Source organism: Gordonia sp. KTR9 (assembly GCF_000143885.2).
In the GTDB taxonomy this organism is placed as follows: domain Bacteria; phylum Actinomycetota; class Actinomycetes; order Mycobacteriales; family Mycobacteriaceae; genus Gordonia.
In genome coordinates, this window is record NC_018581.1 from 1404421 (window position 1) to 1420350 (window position 15930).

14 protein-coding genes are annotated in these 15930 nt (G+C 67.7%); 9 read left to right on the plus strand and 5 right to left on the minus strand.

The genetic code is table 11. The features are described 5' to 3' along the window. Nucleotides 1-27: 27 nt before the first annotated feature. The 3 genes from KTR9_RS07115 to KTR9_RS07125 all read left to right on the plus strand — a co-directional run bounded on the left by KTR9_RS07115 (nucleotide 28) and on the right by KTR9_RS07125 (nucleotide 1936). Nucleotides 28-771, plus strand: coding sequence for an SDR family oxidoreductase (locus tag KTR9_RS07115; protein WP_044507688.1), 744 nt, complete (start codon nucleotides 28-30; stop codon nucleotides 769-771). A gap of 81 nt (nucleotides 772-852) precedes the next feature. Further along, nucleotides 853-1383, plus strand: coding sequence for a hypothetical protein (locus KTR9_RS07120; protein ID WP_014925825.1), 531 nt, complete (start codon nucleotides 853-855; stop codon nucleotides 1381-1383). Nucleotides 1384-1402: 19 nt separating this feature from the next. Further along, nucleotides 1403-1936, plus strand: a complete 534-nt coding sequence (locus tag KTR9_RS07125; RefSeq protein ID WP_014925826.1) for a hypothetical protein — start codon at nucleotides 1403-1405, stop codon at nucleotides 1934-1936. A 68-nt stretch (nucleotides 1937-2004) separates the two neighbouring features. On the opposite strand, the gene pgi is transcribed toward KTR9_RS07125, so the two are convergent. After that, complete coding sequence (gene pgi, locus KTR9_RS07130; protein ID WP_044507689.1) at nucleotides 2005-3702, minus strand: glucose-6-phosphate isomerase; 1698 nt, start codon at nucleotides 3700-3702, stop codon at nucleotides 2005-2007. A gap of 59 nt (nucleotides 3703-3761) precedes the next feature. Further along, a complete protein-coding gene (locus KTR9_RS07135) occupies nucleotides 3762-4121 on the minus strand; it encodes a chorismate mutase (RefSeq protein WP_010843604.1) in 360 nt (119 codons plus the stop codon). A 98-nt stretch (nucleotides 4122-4219) separates the two neighbouring features. Here KTR9_RS07135 and KTR9_RS07140 point away from each other — a divergent pair, with 98 nt between their 5' ends. Continuing rightward, on the plus strand, nucleotides 4220-6058 hold the full coding sequence (locus KTR9_RS07140) for a hypothetical protein (RefSeq protein ID WP_014925828.1): 1839 nt from the start codon (nucleotides 4220-4222) through the stop codon (nucleotides 6056-6058). A 20-nt stretch (nucleotides 6059-6078) separates the two neighbouring features. Here the strand turns inward: KTR9_RS07140 and KTR9_RS07145 are convergent, their stop codons facing one another. Continuing rightward, entirely contained in the window at nucleotides 6079-7635 is a 1557-nt protein-coding gene (locus KTR9_RS07145; RefSeq protein WP_014925829.1) for a hypothetical protein, read from the minus strand. A 217-nt stretch (nucleotides 7636-7852) separates the two neighbouring features. Between KTR9_RS07145 and KTR9_RS07150 the strand changes: the two genes are divergently transcribed. Beyond that, nucleotides 7853-10354 carry a UvrD-helicase domain-containing protein gene (locus KTR9_RS07150; protein ID WP_014925830.1) on the plus strand — a complete coding sequence of 834 codons (2502 nt, stop codon included), beginning with the start codon at nucleotides 7853-7855 and terminating at the stop codon, nucleotides 10352-10354. Between the two features lie 108 nt (nucleotides 10355-10462). On the opposite strand, the gene KTR9_RS07155 is transcribed toward KTR9_RS07150, so the two are convergent. Then, nucleotides 10463-11632, minus strand: a complete 1170-nt coding sequence (locus KTR9_RS07155) for a M23 family metallopeptidase (RefSeq protein WP_014925831.1) — start codon at nucleotides 11630-11632, stop codon at nucleotides 10463-10465. Nucleotides 11633-12070: 438 nt separating this feature from the next. On the opposite strand from KTR9_RS07155, the gene sucC reads away from it, so the two are divergent. From sucC to KTR9_RS07175, 4 genes are all read left to right on the plus strand, one after another. Next, nucleotides 12071-13234, plus strand: a complete 1164-nt coding sequence (gene sucC / locus KTR9_RS07160; RefSeq protein ID WP_010843609.1) for an ADP-forming succinate--CoA ligase subunit beta — start codon at nucleotides 12071-12073, stop codon at nucleotides 13232-13234. 14 nt (nucleotides 13235-13248) lie between these two features. Beyond that, nucleotides 13249-14151: a succinate--CoA ligase subunit alpha gene (gene sucD / locus KTR9_RS07165; protein WP_004020100.1), complete on the plus strand. Its 903-nt coding sequence runs from the start codon at nucleotides 13249-13251 to the stop codon at nucleotides 14149-14151. A 92-nt stretch (nucleotides 14152-14243) separates the two neighbouring features. Beyond that, nucleotides 14244-14954 (plus strand): hypothetical protein, encoded by a 711-nt coding sequence (locus KTR9_RS07170; protein WP_044506132.1) that lies wholly within the window; start codon nucleotides 14244-14246, stop codon nucleotides 14952-14954. Beyond that, a complete protein-coding gene (locus KTR9_RS07175; RefSeq protein ID WP_010843611.1) occupies nucleotides 14951-15436 on the plus strand; it encodes an RDD family protein in 486 nt (161 codons plus the stop codon). Before KTR9_RS07170 ends, KTR9_RS07175 begins: the two co-directional genes overlap by 4 nt. On the opposite strand, the gene KTR9_RS07180 is transcribed toward KTR9_RS07175, so the two are convergent. After that, nucleotides 15420-15884 carry an SRPBCC family protein gene (locus KTR9_RS07180; RefSeq protein ID WP_014925833.1) on the minus strand — a complete coding sequence of 155 codons (465 nt, stop codon included), beginning with the start codon at nucleotides 15882-15884 and terminating at the stop codon, nucleotides 15420-15422. The genes KTR9_RS07175 and KTR9_RS07180 overlap by 17 nt on opposite strands. Nucleotides 15885-15930: the final 46 nt, after the last annotated feature.

The window sequence follows — 15930 nt, forward strand, 5'->3', positions numbered from 1 at the left end:
AACTTACCGGCCGGTAGCCTGGACGTCGTGACGACACGGCAGAGAATTCTCATCACGGGGGCCAGTTCGGGACTCGGGGAGGGCATGGCCCGACGCTTCGCCGCGCAGGGGCGTTCGCTCGCGCTCGCGGCGCGCCGGCGCGAGAAGCTGGAGGCGCTGGCCGAGGAGTTGCGGCCCTCCGCCGAGCGTGTCGAGGTCGCGACGCTCGACGTCACCGATGTGGAGGCCGTTCCCCAGGTGTTCCGGAGACTCGCCGACGGTCTGGGCGGTCTCGACCGGGTCGTCGTCAACGCCGGACTCGGCAAGGGGGCGCCCCTCGGTACCGGTAAGGCCGCGGCGAACATCGAGACGGTGCAGACCAATCTGGTCGGCGCGCTGGCCCAGGCCGAGGCCGCGCTCGAGATCTTCCGCGCGCAGAACGCGGGGCATCTGGTGCTGGTCAGCTCCATCTCGGGCGTCCGCGGCATGCCCAAGGCGCAGGCCGCGTACTCGGCGTCGAAAGCCGGACTGACAGCGCTGGGGCAGGGACTCCAGGCCGAGTTCGCCTCATCGCCCATCACCGTGTCGATCGTCGCGCCGGGCTACATCGAGACCGACATCAACCGGGGAGTGAAGACCTCCCTGATGGTCGACACGGACAAGGGCGTCGACGCCCTGGTCAAGGCGATCGAGGCGGAGAAGGACTGGGCGCCGGTGCCGGCGTGGCCGTGGACGCCGATCGCGGCGGCGCTGAAGTTCCTGCCGGCGTCGATCAGTCGACGACTCGTCTGAGCTGTTCCGCGTGTCTGCCGGAACTCATTCACGCAGTAGACCTTTGACGTGCAGGCGCCCGTGACGAATTAGCGTGGCGGAATGCTGCGCAATCGGTGGCGGACCTGGTGGGCCGGAGTCGCCGCCGTACTCGGACTCGCCGGGTTGCTCGCTTGCGGGACTCCGGCACCGACCGAACGGGTCCCCGTCTCCTCGTCGGCGGATTCGTCGTCCCCGTCGCAGCCGACGAAGGTCCTCACGACCGGCCCACGCCGCGACATCGAGCCGGTCGCCGCGCGATTTCCGGCTCTGGCCGATTCGACTGTCGACGGCTGGGCGGCGGGCACTCTCGGGGATGCCTCGACCGGTCGCGTCCCCGGGCCGAGCACCTACTGGTTCGACGCCGTGGTCACGGCCGGTGCCGATCAGGTCGCCGAGTGGGTACAGGAGTACGACGCGACGCCCATCCCCCATCCCGACCCGCCGGTGAGCGCGTTGCACGATCTCGTCCCGGCCGGCGAGCTGCTCGGCAGCCCGGAACTCGACCGGGCCTTCTCGTCCACGCAGTGGCGGGCGAGGGTCTATCTGTCTCCGGCGTCGGGGCGCGTGGTCGTCCTCGGCATCGACGACTGACCTGCGTAAGGTGGCCGTCGTGGCGAACAAGCACGGACAAGTGGTGGCGTCGGGCGCGTTTCAGGTGTTCGGCGCGCGGCAGCGGGAGCAGGTCGGCGAGCTGCTCGGCGAGATCTTCGACCGGACGGACATCGCGGCCATGGGCTCCGACTGGCGGGGCATCGTCTACTTCACCCTCACCGACGACGAGTCGACCTCCGCCGACACGGTTCTCGGCTTCGACCCGTCGAGCGGGACATCGGGCGAACTGGCCACCCTCGACGAGGTGTCCGAGGCCATCCGCACCGGCGAAGTCGCCGAGGCCGTCGACGTGGCGAGCTTCGACGCCTGGCGGGCGGCAACCGCGACCCGGGCACTGGACATGGGTGCCTGCGTGCCACCGGCCCTGTACGAGTTCCTCGGCGGAGATCCCGCCGAACGTGACGTGGAGCCAACGGATCTCGTGACCTACGTGGCTACCGCGGCCGCGATCATGGGACGCATCCAGTCTCTCGGCGTCGAGCCCGGGGACGAGATCCCCGACGAAGTCTTCGACGAGGACTACTGGAAGTGATTTTGCCGGTTGAGCTGCCCTCCCGCCGGTTGAGCCGCCCTCCCGCCGGTTGAGCTTGTCGAAACCCCTCAGACCGCGCGGCCCCGTCGCTCCCGGTACCAGGTCACGAGGGCATCGGTCGACGAATCGTCGTGGGTGTCCGGTGCCTCCGTCTGGGTGATGGTGCCGAGTAGCTCCTTGGCCTGGGTCTTGCCCAGTTCGACGCCCCACTGGTCGAAGGGGTTGATGCCCCAGATGGCGCCCTCGACGAAGACCTGGTGCTCGTAGAGCGCGACGAGCTGGCCGATCACCGACGGGGTGAGCCGGGGGGCGAGGATCGAGGTGGTGGGACGGTTGCCCGGCATCACCTTGTGGGCCACGACATGTGCGGGCACGCCCTCGGCGGCGATCTCGTCGGCGGTCTTGCCGAAGGCGAGCACCTTGGTCTGGGCGAAGAAGTTGCTCATCAGCAGGTCCTGCATGGAGCCCGAGCCGTCGGGAGAGGTCGGTAGGTCGTCGGTCGCTTCGGCGAAACCGATGAAGTCCGCCGGTACCATCCGCGTACCTTGATGCAGCAGTTGGTAAAACGCGTGCTGACCGTTGGTTCCCGGTTCGCCCCAGAAGATCTCGCCGGTGTCGGTGGTGACGTGGTGTCCGCTCGCGGTGACCGACTTCCCGTTCGACTCCATGGTGAGCTGCTGCAGATACGCGGCGAAGCGGGCCATGTCGTTGCTGTAGGGGAGGACCGCGCGGGTGCCGACATCCCAGAAGTTGTTGTACCAGAGGCCGATCAGGCCGAGGATGACCGGCGCGTTGTGTTCCAGCGGCTGGGTGCGGAAGTGCTCGTCGACGATGTGGAAGCCGTCGAGGAACTCGGCGAAGCGTTCCTTGCCGATGGCGGCCATCACCGACAGCCCGATGGCCGAGTCCACCGAGTAGCGGCCCCCGACCCAGTCCCAGAATCCGAACATGTTGTCGGTGTCGATGCCGAACTCCGCGACCTCGGCGGCGTTGGTGCTCACGGCCACGAAATGTTTTGCCACGGCGTCGGAGTCGGCGTCGAGGGCCTGCAGGAGCCACGTGCGCGCGGCGGCGGCGTTGGTCAGCGTCTCGAGGGTGGTGAAGGTCTTCGAGGCGATGATGAACAGCGTGGTCTCGGCGTCGAGGTCGGCGAGCGTGCCGACCATGTCCGCGGGGTCGACGTTGGAGACGAAGTGACAGCGGATCCCGGCGTCGACGTAGTGGCGCAGCGCCTGGTAGACCATCACAGGCCCGAGGTCGGAGCCGCCGATGCCGATGTTGACCACGTCGGTGATGGCTTTGCCGGTGTGTCCCTTCCACTCTCCGCTTCGGAGCCGGTCGGTGAACTCACCCATGCGGGTCAGGACCTCGTGGACGTCGGCGACGACGTCCTGACCGTCGACGGTCAGCGTCGCGTCGGCCGGGAGGCGCAGGGCGGTGTGCAGGACCGCGCGGTCCTCGGAGGTGTTGATGTGGGTTCCGGCGAACATGTCGTCGCGGATCTCCTCGAGACCGATCTCGCGGGCGAGGCTCATCAGCAGTTCGAGGGTCTCGCGCAGGACCCGGTGCTTCGAGTAATCGATGTGCAGGTCGCCGACGTCGACAGTGAGTTCGCGGCCGCGCGCGGGATCGATCGCGAACACCTCACGCAGGTGCATGGCGTACACGTGCGGTTGATGAGCCGCTAGCGCCTGCCAGGATTGCGTCGCGGTGATGTCGCCGTGATCGGTGCCGGTGAAGTCGCTGCCGGGGGCCTGGGTGCTCATGACCACTAACCCTATGTGGTCGGGGACCCGGCCGCGACGGTCGTCACACGGCCCGGCGATCAGCGGCCCAGCGGTCCGCGTCCCAGGCGTAGCAGCAGCATCGCGAGAGTGTGGCCTTCCTGGCCGAGGTCCTGGAAGCGCTCCAGTACCTTCACCTCGCGGCTGTGGACCAGGCGCGGGCCGCCGGAGGCCATCCGCGCGGCGCCGATCTTCTTCGACACCGCCGACCTGCGTTTGATCGCCGCGAGGATCACGGCATCGAGCCGGTCGATCTCGAGTCGCAGCTGGTCGATGTCGTCGGGCAGGTCGCCGACCTCGGACGAGAGCTGGTACTTGTCGAGGTCGATCGAGTGCTCGAAGGACGTTCCGCCGGACGGGCGGGGGTCCTGAGCGCCGGGGCTGGGGCTGCGATCGGTCACGCGCCCGATTTTGCCACGACGCCCCGCGACGACCCGCACGTGGCCGAGTCACCCGACCCGGCCACGACGGCGCGCGCCGCACATGGAAACTGGAGCGCATGCCCAACGCGCGGATGGTGTCCCTTGTTGCCGTGTCCCTCATCGTGGGCCAGCTGATCATCAGGGGCTGGCTCGTCGCGACCGGCAACTTCTACTGGGACGATCTTGTGCTCGTCGCACGGGCGTCGTCGAATCCGATCCTGTCCTGGGAGTACCTGGGGCACAGTCACGACGGCCACTTCATGCCCGCGGCCTTCCTGCTCGCCGGTGTGGCCACCTGGCTGGCGCCGTTGAACTGGGCGCTGCCGGCGCTGATGCTGGTCGTGATGCAGGCCCTCGCATCGGTGGCGGTGTGGCGGATGGTGCGGACGATCGCGCCGCGCGCCCGCATCGGTGCACTGGTCGCGTTGGCGTTCTATCTCTTCAGTCCGATGACGGTGCCCGCGTTCGCCTGGTGGGCGGCCGGCCTCAACACACTGCCCATGCAGGCGGCGATGGCGTGGATCGTCGCGGACGCGGTGCGTCTCGGTCGCGGTGACATCGACGATTCGCGACGCCGGCTGGTGTGGATCCGCTCGACGATCGTCTTCGTGATCGCGTTGGCGTTCTTCGAGAAGTCGCTGTTCATCCTGCCGGTGGCGCTCGTCGCGGCGATCCTCGCGAACGGCGGTGCGCGCGCGACGATGCCGACGCTCCGGGCGGCCCGGGAGTTGTGGGTCGCGCTGACCGTCTCCGCCGCGCTGTGGGTGGTCGTGTACTTCGTCACCACGGACCCGACATCGGGTGAGCACTCGGTGGCGCAGACCGCCCGCCTGGTCTGGCGATCGGTGACCGACGCCGTCGTACCGTCGCTCGTCGGCGGGCCGTGGGAGTGGGAGCGGTGGACGCCGAGTCCGCCGACGGGCTTCCCGCAGATGTGGATGATCGTCGGCGGCTGGCTGGTGCTGGCCGCGGTGACGTGGTGGGCGGTGGCCCGCAGACGTGGCGGCGCCGGGATCGTCGCGGCCGCGGCGATCTACGCCGTCGCGGCGCAGATCCCGGTGATGTGGAATCGATCGAGCCCGCAGACCGCGATCGAACTCGCCCAGCACATGCGCTATCTGCCGGACACGGCACTGGTGTTCAGCATCGCGCTGGCCCTGCTGTGCGCGGCGCCGTCCCGGACCGGGGAGGTGGGCGGACGACACGCACGGACCTCCGACGACGAGACCGGACGAGAGGAGGAACGGTCGGCGCTGCCCGCGTTCGCCTCCGTGGTGGGTGCGCTCGTCGTGGTCTCCGCCCTGGTGTCACTGGTCTCGTTCTCGTCGTCGTGGCGGGACAACCCGACCGGCGACTATCTCGAGAGCGCGACCGCGTCGCTGCACGACGCCGCGGCGGAGGGCCCGGGCGGCCGGACCCTGCTCGACCAGTCCGTGCCGCTGGAGATCCTGCAGCCGTTCGTCTATCCCGACAATCAGGTCAGCCGGATCTTCGGCCGGGTGGATCCCCGGCCCGACTTCGGGGTGGCGACCGACCGGCTGTTCGTGCTCGATACCGCGGGGAATCTCGTGCCCGGCGGCGTGACGCAACGACGCATCATCTACGCGGGCGAGGGGACCTGTCGCGCGCCCGAGGTCTCCGGACCCTCCCGACTGCGACTCGACGGCCCGCTGTTCTCCTGGCCCTGGACGATCGCGCTGAGCTACTGCGCGACCCGGGACGGCGAGATCGAGATCGCCCTCGAGGACGGGGATGCCGTCCGCGCGCCGGTCCGGGCGGGCCTGGGTTCGGTGTATGTCCGGATCGACGGCGGCGGCGACCATGTCGACGTCCGTCCCCTGACGCCGGGACTGCGGTTGCACACCGGCGCCGGGCGGGTCGGCGAGGCCGCCGAGGCGCGCTTCGCCGGGGGCTGAGGACTGGTCGACGTGGTCGTCTAGTCGTAGTAGAAGGCGGAGATGTTGTCGCTCTGGTTCTCCGCGGCGATCAGGGCCCGCAGAGCCGACGCTGTCTCCTCCTCGGCGACGAAGTAGACGACCTGTGCGTCGCCGGCCGCGGTGACCTGCTGTTCCATCTGCTTGCGGAGCACCTCGGTGCCCTCCCAGGACGGATCGAAGGTGCCGCCGACGATGTGCTCCCGATACCCCTCACCGAAGGTGATGTGCATGTTGCCGTCGGTGCCGATGCCGTCGAAGATGTAGTCGCCGCGCTTGATCGCGTAGTAGCTGGGCAGACCGGTCACGCTCGCCCCGAAGCGGGCCTGCTCGGGTTCCTTGTTCCCGGTCCGGACATAGACGATCTCGGTGTTGGTCTGCTTCTCGTTGTTGTCGATGAGATCGTTCAGCTCGGTCTCGGTCGAGTCGATGAACGCGAGGTAGGTGAAGGTGTACCGCGAGGCGATGTTGGTGTCCGGCGGGAGGTTGGTGGCGGCACACCGGGTGGTGCCGTCTCGTCCGAAGTCCACGCGCAGGACCACCTTGCACTCACCGCCCACCGCGCCGGGCGGACGGTTGCCGACCGCGAAGTTCAGCGTCAGGCCGTAGTTGAAGTGGCCGCGGACGTCGTCGGCGTAGGGGCTGCCCTGCACCGTGTAGTCGAAGGCGCACGACGAGGTGGTGCATGCACCGGTCTGGCGCGAGGACACCACCGGTTGCTCCATCCACAGCCCGGGAGCGGGCACCGAGACCAGGTCCGGTACGAGTGCGCGCTGGTTGGCGAACACCTTCTGGGCCTGGTCGGCCGGCTGCAGACTGACCGCGGCGTCGATGTCGTAGGTGACCGGGCCCTGCACGCTCTGACCCTTGACGTTGGTCACGTTCTTCGTCTCCGGATCGAACGTGACCTCCCACGCCCCGATCTTCACCTTGTCGTCACCGACGAACTCGATGGGCGGGTCGGTGGTCGGCCAGCGGCGGGCGTCGGGTGTGCCCTTGTTGGGCGTCGGGAGCTCGGCTCCGAGCGCGGGTGGGTCGCCGGACTCGATGTTGCCGATGTCGCCGGCGAGGTTGTCCGGGCCGAGGATGGTGCCCAGGCGCGGCATGCTGGTGAAGCGGGTCGAGGCCCACTTGTTGTCCAGGGGGCCGGTGTCGAGGTTCGTCTTCTCGGCGTCGACGAGCAGTTCGGTCCACAGGGCGCCGGGCGCACTGATGAACGGGTTGTTGCCGATCTGCCGATATTCGCCCTGCTGCGAGCCGAGCGTGATCGTGCCCTCGGCGGTGTTCGACGTGGTGACGATCAGGTCGTCGAATTCGACCGTTCCCTCGCCGCGCTCGTCGTCGTATTTGTAGGTGACCTTGCCGGTGAACTCGGCCGCCGGACTGGTCGCCAACTTGAAAAGCACCTCGTCGAGGCTCTTCTGCGCCCGGAACGCGGGCGTGGGCTCGACGGTGCCCGCGCTGCTGAACGGTACGAACGACAGGACGAGCGCGATGATGAGGGCCAGCGCTCCGACACCGAGGACGATGGCGGCGGGGACGATGGACGGTCTCTTCATGGGCGCCTCTTCCTGCTCGCCGGGGCGTCGTCGCCGCATGCGGGTGTTCGCAGACAGGGCACCCCGAGCCGGTGGTACCGCGTCATATTAGCCGCGGGGCACGACGATCGGGGCCTCAACTCACGGGGTCGGTCGACTGTTCGGTGGACCTCCCGGCGGGGCGGAGCGGACCGGCCGACGAGGGTCTGTCGGCGGCGGCGAGTAGCCTGGACAACCGATGAACAGCTCTTCTTCTGCCCCTCTTCTCGCCGGTCGCGCGGGCGGCGCATCCTCGGGTGCGGCCGCCGACGACCGGGTCGCGCGCCTGCTCGAAGGTCTCAACCCGCAACAGCGCGCCGCGGTCCTGCACGCCGGCGCGCCGTTGCTGATCGTGGCGGGCGCGGGCTCGGGCAAGACGGCGGTGCTGACCCGCCGGATCGCCTACCTGCTGGCCGCGCGGGATGTCACGCCCGGGCAGATCCTGGCCATCACGTTCACCAACAAGGCCGCCGCGGAGATGCGTGAGCGCGTCATCGATCTCGTCGGCCCGCGTGCCGCGTACATGTGGGTCTCGACGTTCCACTCGACGTGTGTGCGCATCCTGCGGGCGCAGTCCGGGCTGCTGGAGTCGATGAACTCGAACTTCTCCATCTACGACTCCGACGACTCGAAACGGCTGTTCGGGATGGTCATCCGCGACCTCGACCTCGACCCCAAGAAGTTCAGCCCGCGTGGGGTGTCGGTGGCCGTGTCGAACTTCAAGAACGAGCTGATCTCGCCCGACGAGGCGCTGGCCTCGGCGCCCGAGGACGACCCGACGTCGACGACGATCGCGCGGATCTACGCCGAGTACCAGCGTCGCCTGCGTGCCGCCAACGCCTTCGACTTCGACGACCTGATCGGCGAGACCGTGGCACTGCTGCACCGGCACCCGCAGGTCGCCGAGTACTACCGGCGCCGGTTCCGTCACGTCCTCGTCGACGAGTACCAGGACACCAACCACGCGCAGTACGTGCTCATCCGCGAACTGGTCGGGGAGCAGACCACGGCGAGCGGTCTGGAGCCCTCGGAACTGTGCGTCGTCGGCGATGCCGACCAGTGCATCTACGCCTTCCGCGGTGCCACGATCCGCAACATCGAGGAGTTCGAGCGCGACTTCCCGTCCGCCGAAACCGTTCTGCTCGAACAGAACTACCGGTCGACGCAGACGATCCTGTCGGCGGCCAACGCCGTCATCGCACGCAACTCGAACCGGCGCGAGAAGCGGTTGTGGACCGACTCCGGCGACGGCGAACTGATCGTCGGATACGTCGCCGACTCCGACCGCGACGAGTCGACGTTCATCGCCAAGGAGATCGAGGAACTCACCGACTACTCGATCGGCGGTTCGTCGAGCTTCAAGTACTCCGACGTCGCGGTGTTCTACCGCACCAACACCGGTTCGCGTGCCATCGAGGAAGTGTTCGTCCGGCACGGGATTCCGTACAAGGTCGTCGGCGGCACCAAGTTCTACGAACGCAAGGAAGTCCGGGATGTGGTCGCCTACCTGCGGGTGGTCGCCAACCCCGACGACTCGGTCAGCCTGCGCCGCATCCTCAACACCCCTCGGCGCGGCATCGGCGACCGCGCGGAGGCCTGCGTCGCCGTCCATTCGGAGAACACCGGCCGGAGCTTCTACGAGTCGCTGATGGACGCGGCCGAGGGCAAGGTGGCACTGCTGAACACGCGGGCCGTCAAGCAGATCGGCGGGTTCGTCGACCTCATCGAGGGACTGCGATCGGACTTCCTCACCCACTTCGGCGAGGCGGGTACCGAAGACGCCGACGTGGCCTTCCTCGACGCCACCGAGGAGTCGGCCGACATCGGCGAGCTCGTCGACGCGATCGTCGAGCGGACCGGTTACCGCGCCGAACTCGAGGCCTCCAACGATCCGCAGGATGGTGCGCGTCTCGACAACATCAACGAACTCGTCGCCGTGGCAAGGGAATTCAGCGCCGATGCCGCGCAGGTCGATGTCGACGCGCCGGACGACGACGTCGAGGTCGATCGCGAGGGTGAGGCCGAACCCGGTTCGCTCGCAGCGTTTCTCGAGCGTGTCTCGCTGGTCGCCGACGCCGATCAGGTGCCCGACGAAGGCGAGGGTGTCGTCACGATGATGACCCTGCACACCGCCAAGGGGCTCGAGTTCCCGGTCGTCTTCGTGACCGGTTGGGAAGACGGACATTTCCCGCACATGCGGGCACTCGGCGATCCGGCCGAGTTGAGCGAGGAACGACGCCTCGCCTACGTCGGCATCACCCGCGCGAAGCAACGTCTGTACCTCACCCGGTCGATCACCCGCGCGTCGTGGGGACAGCCGGTGTCCAACCCGGAATCCCGCTTCTTGCAAGAGATCCCGCAGCATCTGCTCGACTGGCGGCGCACCGAACCGCGGCGCTCGGCGCGCGGCTTCGGCGGGTCGTCGGGCGGAGTGTTCGGCCGCGACGGCGCGTTCTCCGGTTCGGGCGGTTCGTCGATGGGCCGCGGGCGGTCGTCGTACTCGCCGGATCCGGCACGCGGACGCAACAAGCAGGTCCAGCTCGACATCGGCGATCGACACAACCACCCGAAGTACGGGATGGGCAAGGTCGTGGCCAAGGAGGGCAGCGGCGCCACCGAACGCGTCACGATCGACTACGGCGGCAGCGCGGGACGCGTCACGCTTCTCACCGCAGGCGGGATTCCCGGGGACAAGCTCTAGAGGGAGCGCGCGGCGGGCCCTAGAGGCTCGTCGACCTCGACGCGCTCCTTCGTCGCTTGCTCGGCCCGGCGGCTATCGCTCCTCGCACCTCAGGGGGCAGAGAGGCTGCTATCCGGTGTAACCGGAGAGCTTCACGCCCTTGGCGGCGAGCCACGGCACGGGATCGATCTTCGTGTTGCCGTTCTTCCACACCTCGAAGTGCAGGTGCGGGCCGAACGAGAAGCCCTCGTTGCCGACCAGGGCGATGACGTCGCCGGCCGTGACGCGCTGGCCTTCCTGGACCAGGACGCCGGAGGAGGACATGTGGCCGTACATGGTGACGGTCCCGTCGGCCGCCTGGATCTGGACCCAGTGGCCGTAGCCCGAGGCGGGCTCGGCCTTGATCACGACGCCGTCGGTGGCCGCGTGGATCGGGGTCCCGAGCGGCGCGGCCATGTCGATGCCGCCGTGCATGGTGCCCCAGCGCATCGCGAAGGCGGAGGTGAAGTCGTAGCTGCCCAGCGGGATCGGCGAGGTGAAGAGCGGGCGCCGGGCCAGGGCCTCGCGGCGGTCCGCGTCCGCGGCCATCTTGGCGCCGACACCCAGCTGATTGGTGAAGACGTTCATCTGGTCGGTCTGCGGCGTCGCAGCGGCCACTCCGGGGCCCAGTTCGACCGGTGCGGCTCCCTGCGCCGACGCGTCGTTGACGGCGGCGGCATTCACCGGTGCGGGCGCCTCGTCGTTGGTACCGACCTGGGCGACGGCGGCGACGGCCGCTCCCGCTGCCATGGCGATGAGGGCCGCGCGCCCGCCCTTGAGGGCGTTCGGAGGGGCAGCGATGCGATGCTTGCCGCCGCGGCGGACGCGCTGTCCGGCCGGATTGGTCCGGAAGGGGCGGTGTTCGGTGTCGGCGTCGAGATCGTCATCGGTGACGAGGTCGAGTTCGCCGCCGTCGAAGAGGTCGAGTTCGGCACCGTCGACGTCGAACGGCTCGTCGTGCGCGTACTGGTCGAATTCGTGCTCGGGAATCAGGATGTCCTGAGTGATCTCCGAGCGGGTGGGACGGTAGTAGCCCTCCCACGACGACGGGGTCCAGCCGGCGTCCGAGGACTCCCGCGTGGTGACGTCGGAGTCGGCGAAATCGAAGTCGTACTCGCTGAGGTCGTACCCGGCGGCCTCGTCGGTGTCGACGATGGGGATGATCGTGGTCATCTCTTCCGCTGTGACGTCATCGATCAACCCGCCCGATCGGACGCGGCCCGATCCGCGTGAGACACCGAGTCCCGCCAAATCGTCCACCTCATCTCTTGCTGCCGCATCTCGTCGTTGGCGGATTCGAAGTCACCGTTCGTAATGCTTCTGTGACCACCGCTGACAGCCGACGGTAACGAAATGATTGCGGCAAGTCCAACCGTAGAAAGCGACAAACCGGCATATTGTGAGCTGAGTCACATGACTTTGCGGCACTGCTCGAAAGTGGCGAATACGCTGTTCAATACAGTAAATTCAACCTGTGAACCCCGCCCGACGCCGCACGGCGGTGTAAGTGCAGTTCATGGGCGCACGGGATGCGGTGTACCCCTCACAAGGCGGTGCCAATACTGTGAGACCGGCCGAGCGAGTGATCTGTCGCACAAGCGCAGGGTGCGCGCGGGGTGGCGATTCACGGCAGGTTTAAAGTCCGATATGGCCCGCATTACACCCTTGCGCGGGCAAATCTACGAGATGGTGAGCTGAATGGATCTCTTCGAATACCAGGCGAAGGAACTGTTCGCCAAGCACGGGGTTCCCACCACACCCGGTCGGGTGACCGATGATGCCGCCGACGCGCGGGCGATCGCCGAGGAAATCGGCAAGCCTGTGATGATCAAGGCGCAGGTCAAGACCGGCGGGCGTGGCAAGGCAGGCGGCGTCAAGTACGCCGCGACCCCGGACGACGCGCAGTCCCACGCTTCCAACATCCTTGGCCTCGACATCAAGGGCCATGTCGTCAAGAAGCTGCTGGTCGCCGAGGCCAGCGACATCGCGGAGGAGTACTACATCTCCTTCCTGCTCGATCGCACCAACCGCTCGTACCTGGCCATGTGCTCGGTCGAGGGCGGTATGGAGATCGAAGAGGTCGCCGCAACCAAGCCCGAGCGCCTCGCGAGGGTCGCCGTCGACGCCGTGAAGGGTGTCGATCTGGAAACCGCGCGCTCGATCGCCGAGCAGGGCCATCTGCCCGCCGAGGTGCTCGACGCCGCAGCGGTCACCATCGCCAAGCTCTGGGAGGTGTTCGTCAAGGAGGACGCCACCCTGGTCGAGGTCAATCCGCTCGTCCGCACGCCGGACGATCAGATCCTCGCCCTCGACGGCAAGGTCACCCTCGATGCCAACGCCGACTTCCGTCAGCCCGGCCACGAGGAGTTCGAGGATCGCGACGCCACCGATCCCCTGGAGCTCAAGGCCAAGGAAAACGACCTCAACTACGTCAAGCTCGACGGTGAGGTCGGCATCATCGGCAACGGCGCGGGCCTGGTCATGTCGACCCTCGACGTGGTTGCCTACGCCGGTGAGAAGCACAACAACGTGAAGCCCGCGAACTTCCTCGACATCGGCGGCGGCGCCTCGGCCGAGGTCATGGCTGCCGGTCTCGACGTCATCCTCGGCGACGAGCAGGTCAAGAGCGTCTTCGTCAACGTCTTCGGCGGCATCACCGCGTGTGACGCCGTCGCCAACGGCATCGTCGGGGCCCTGGAGAAGCTGGGGTCGGACGCCAACAAGCCGCTGGTCGTCCGCCTCGACGGCAACAAGGTCGACGAAGGCCGCAAGATCCTGGCCGATGCGAACCACCCGTTGGTCACGCTCGCCGAAACCATGGACTCGGGCGCCGACAAGGCCGCCGAGCTGGCGAGCAAGTAAGGGAGCCACGGAATATGTCGATCTTTCTGAACAAAGACAACAAGGTCATCGTCCAGGGCATCACCGGCGGTGAGGGCACCAAGCACACCGCTCTGATGCTCAAGGCCGGCACCAACGTCGTCGGCGGTGTCAACGCACGCAAGGCCGGCACCACCGTGTCGCACGTCGACGCAGACGGCAACAACGTCGAGCTCCCGGTGTTCGCATCGGTCGCCGAGGCCATGAAGGAGACCGGGGCCGACACCTCGATCGCATTCGTGCCGCCGAAGTTCTCCAAGGACGCCATCATCGAGGCCATCGACGCGGAGATCCCGCTGCTTGTGGTCATCACCGAGGGCATCCCGGTGCAGGACTCCGCCTACGCATGGGCCTACAACGTGGAGAAGGGCGAGAAGACCCGCATCATCGGCCCCAACTGCCCCGGCATCATCACCCCGGGTGAGGCGCTGGTGGGCATCACGCCGAACAACATCACCGGCAAGGGTCCGATCGGTCTGGTCTCCAAGTCGGGCACCCTGACCTACCAGATGATGTACGAGCTGCGCGATCTCGGCTTCTCGACCGCCATCGGCATCGGCGGAGACCCGGTCATCGGGACCACCCACATCGACGCCATCGAGGCGTTCGAGAAGGATCCCGAGACCAAGCTGATCGTCATGATCGGTGAGATCGGTGGCGACGCCGAGGAGAAGGCCGGCGAGTACATCAAGGCCAACGTGACCAAGCCGGTCGTCGGTTACGTCGCGGGCTTCACCGCTCCCGAGGGCAAGACCATGGGCCACGCGGGAGCCATCGTCTCCGACGGTGCGGGCACCGCCCAGGGCAAGAAGGAGGCCCTCGAGGCCGCGGGCGTCAAGGTCGGCAAGACGCCGTCCGAGACCGCTTCGCTGGCCCGAGAGCTCTACCAGGCCCTGTAGGGCAGACGAGAACCGAAGAACCCGAGCGGGTCTGCCCGCTCGGGTTTTTTCGTGGCCCGACCGGCCCTGATCCCGCATGCGATAATTCGTCGGTGGACTCCCGGGCGCGACGCGGCGCGATCTCCCAGCTCGCGGGGGAGTCGCTGCGATTCGCCGGGGTGATGGCCGACGTCGCCGAACGGATGCCCCTCGCGGGCGGGCTCATCGGGTCCGTACGCGTGCGGCTGGCCGAAGCCGCCGACACCGCTGTCACCGTGGTGGTCTCGACGACGCGAACCGTTCTGGGCGTCGTCATCCGGGAGGTGGTCGACGCTCTGGTCGAGGAGGTCGACCTCACCGACCTCGTGCTCACCCATGTCGATCTCAAGCGGCTGATCTCCGAGGTGCTCGCGCTCATCGACATCGACGAGGTGATCACCGGTGTCGATCTCGATCGCGCTGTGGCGCAAGTGGATCTGATGGCGGCGATCGATCTGGTGGACCTCGACGCGGTGATCCGGAAGGTCGATCTCGACTCCATCGCCACCGGGATCGACATCGACGTGATCGCCGCCCGCATCGACATCGACGCCATCCTCGGGCGGGTCGACCTGATCGGACTCGCCGAGGAGATCATCGACGGCGTCGACCTCCCCGACATCATCCGCGAGGCGAGTACCTCGGTGACCGCCGATGTCATGACCGACGTGCGCAGCACCAGTGAGCGAGCCGACGACGCAGTGGCCAACGCGGTCAACCGGTTTCTGCGTCGACGCGGTGCCGCGGCCGTCGAGGCCGCCCCCGACGCCGAGGGGCCCCGATGAGCGCCGAGACCACTCCCGGCGGACCGGGCCACCCGCTGGTGCACAAGGCGCACGCGGTGCAGGACCGGGACAAGAACGCCGGCATCGTGAGCCGGGGTGTGGCCTCGTTCCTCGACCTGCTCGTCGTGTGGACGATCCTCGGCGCCGCCTACGCGGGCCTGTCGCTGATGAAGTTCGTCGTCTCGGTGAGTGAATTCTCGCTGCCGCAGGTCGATCTCGTCTTCACGACGACCGGCTTCGTGCTGGTCGCGGTGCTCTACCTCGCGACGTGCTGGGAGGTCTCCGGGCGCACGCTCGGGTCGGTCGTGATGGGCCTGCGCGTGGTCAATTCGGAGGGTGCGCGAATCCGGCCGACCATCGCGGTGCTGCGCGCACTGCTGTGCACCTTCTTCGCGATAGGTCTCGTGTGGGTGGTGATCGATCGGCGTCGCCGATCGGTGGCCGACGTCCTTCTGCGCACCCGGGTCATCTACTCTCGGTGACCGCCTTGAGCTGACTCAGCCCCTTCTCGAAGTCCTTGCCCAGCATCCGGTCGAAGATGCCGAAGAATCCGGCCACCCGGCTGAACATCGTCTGCGCGCCCACCATCGTCCAGGACACCCGCGTCGCCTGACCCTGGGGCACGAGTTCGAAGGTGACCGTGTTGGTGGTCTTCATGGGCTTCTCGAACTCCAGGCGCACCTCCACCTCACGAGGCTCGTCGACACGCGTGATCTCCATGGCCCCTCGACCGGCCTTCCGGTTGCCCGACCACGCGTATTTCGCCCCCACTCCGGACTCCGCACCCGAATACTCGCGGGCCATGTCCGGATTGACGCCCTCCCATGGGGACCAATGCACCCACTGCCGGAAGTCGGTCAGGTACGGCAGCACCGCGTCGGGTGGCGCGTCGACGGTCAGGGAGCGGGTGATGCGGAACGTGTCGGACATGAGGGCCTCCGGAAGAGATCGGTCGGTCGGAGTTCGGACGTGGTCG

Bases quoted from the DNA above. Each gene is read 5' to 3' on its own strand.
- pgi (WP_044507689.1), bottom strand. From the start codon at position 3,702: ATGAGCACCCAGGCCCCCGGCAGCGACTTCACCGGCACCGATCACGGC.
- KTR9_RS07145 (WP_014925829.1), bottom strand. From the start codon at position 7,635: ATGAAGAGACCGTCCATCGTCCCCGCCGCCATCGTCCTCGGTGTCGGA.
- KTR9_RS07120 (WP_014925825.1), top strand. From the start codon at position 853: ATGCTGCGCAATCGGTGGCGGACCTGGTGGGCCGGAGTCGCCGCCGTA.
- KTR9_RS07175 (WP_010843611.1), top strand. From the start codon at position 14,951: ATGAGCGCCGAGACCACTCCCGGCGGACCGGGCCACCCGCTGGTGCAC.
- KTR9_RS07150 (WP_014925830.1), top strand. From the start codon at position 7,853: ATGAACAGCTCTTCTTCTGCCCCTCTTCTCGCCGGTCGCGCGGGCGGC.
- KTR9_RS07180 (WP_014925833.1), bottom strand. From the start codon at position 15,884: ATGTCCGACACGTTCCGCATCACCCGCTCCCTGACCGTCGACGCGCCA.
- sucC (WP_010843609.1), top strand. From the start codon at position 12,071: ATGGATCTCTTCGAATACCAGGCGAAGGAACTGTTCGCCAAGCACGGG.
- KTR9_RS07140 (WP_014925828.1), top strand. From the start codon at position 4,220: ATGCCCAACGCGCGGATGGTGTCCCTTGTTGCCGTGTCCCTCATCGTG.
- sucD (WP_004020100.1), top strand. From the start codon at position 13,249: ATGTCGATCTTTCTGAACAAAGACAACAAGGTCATCGTCCAGGGCATC.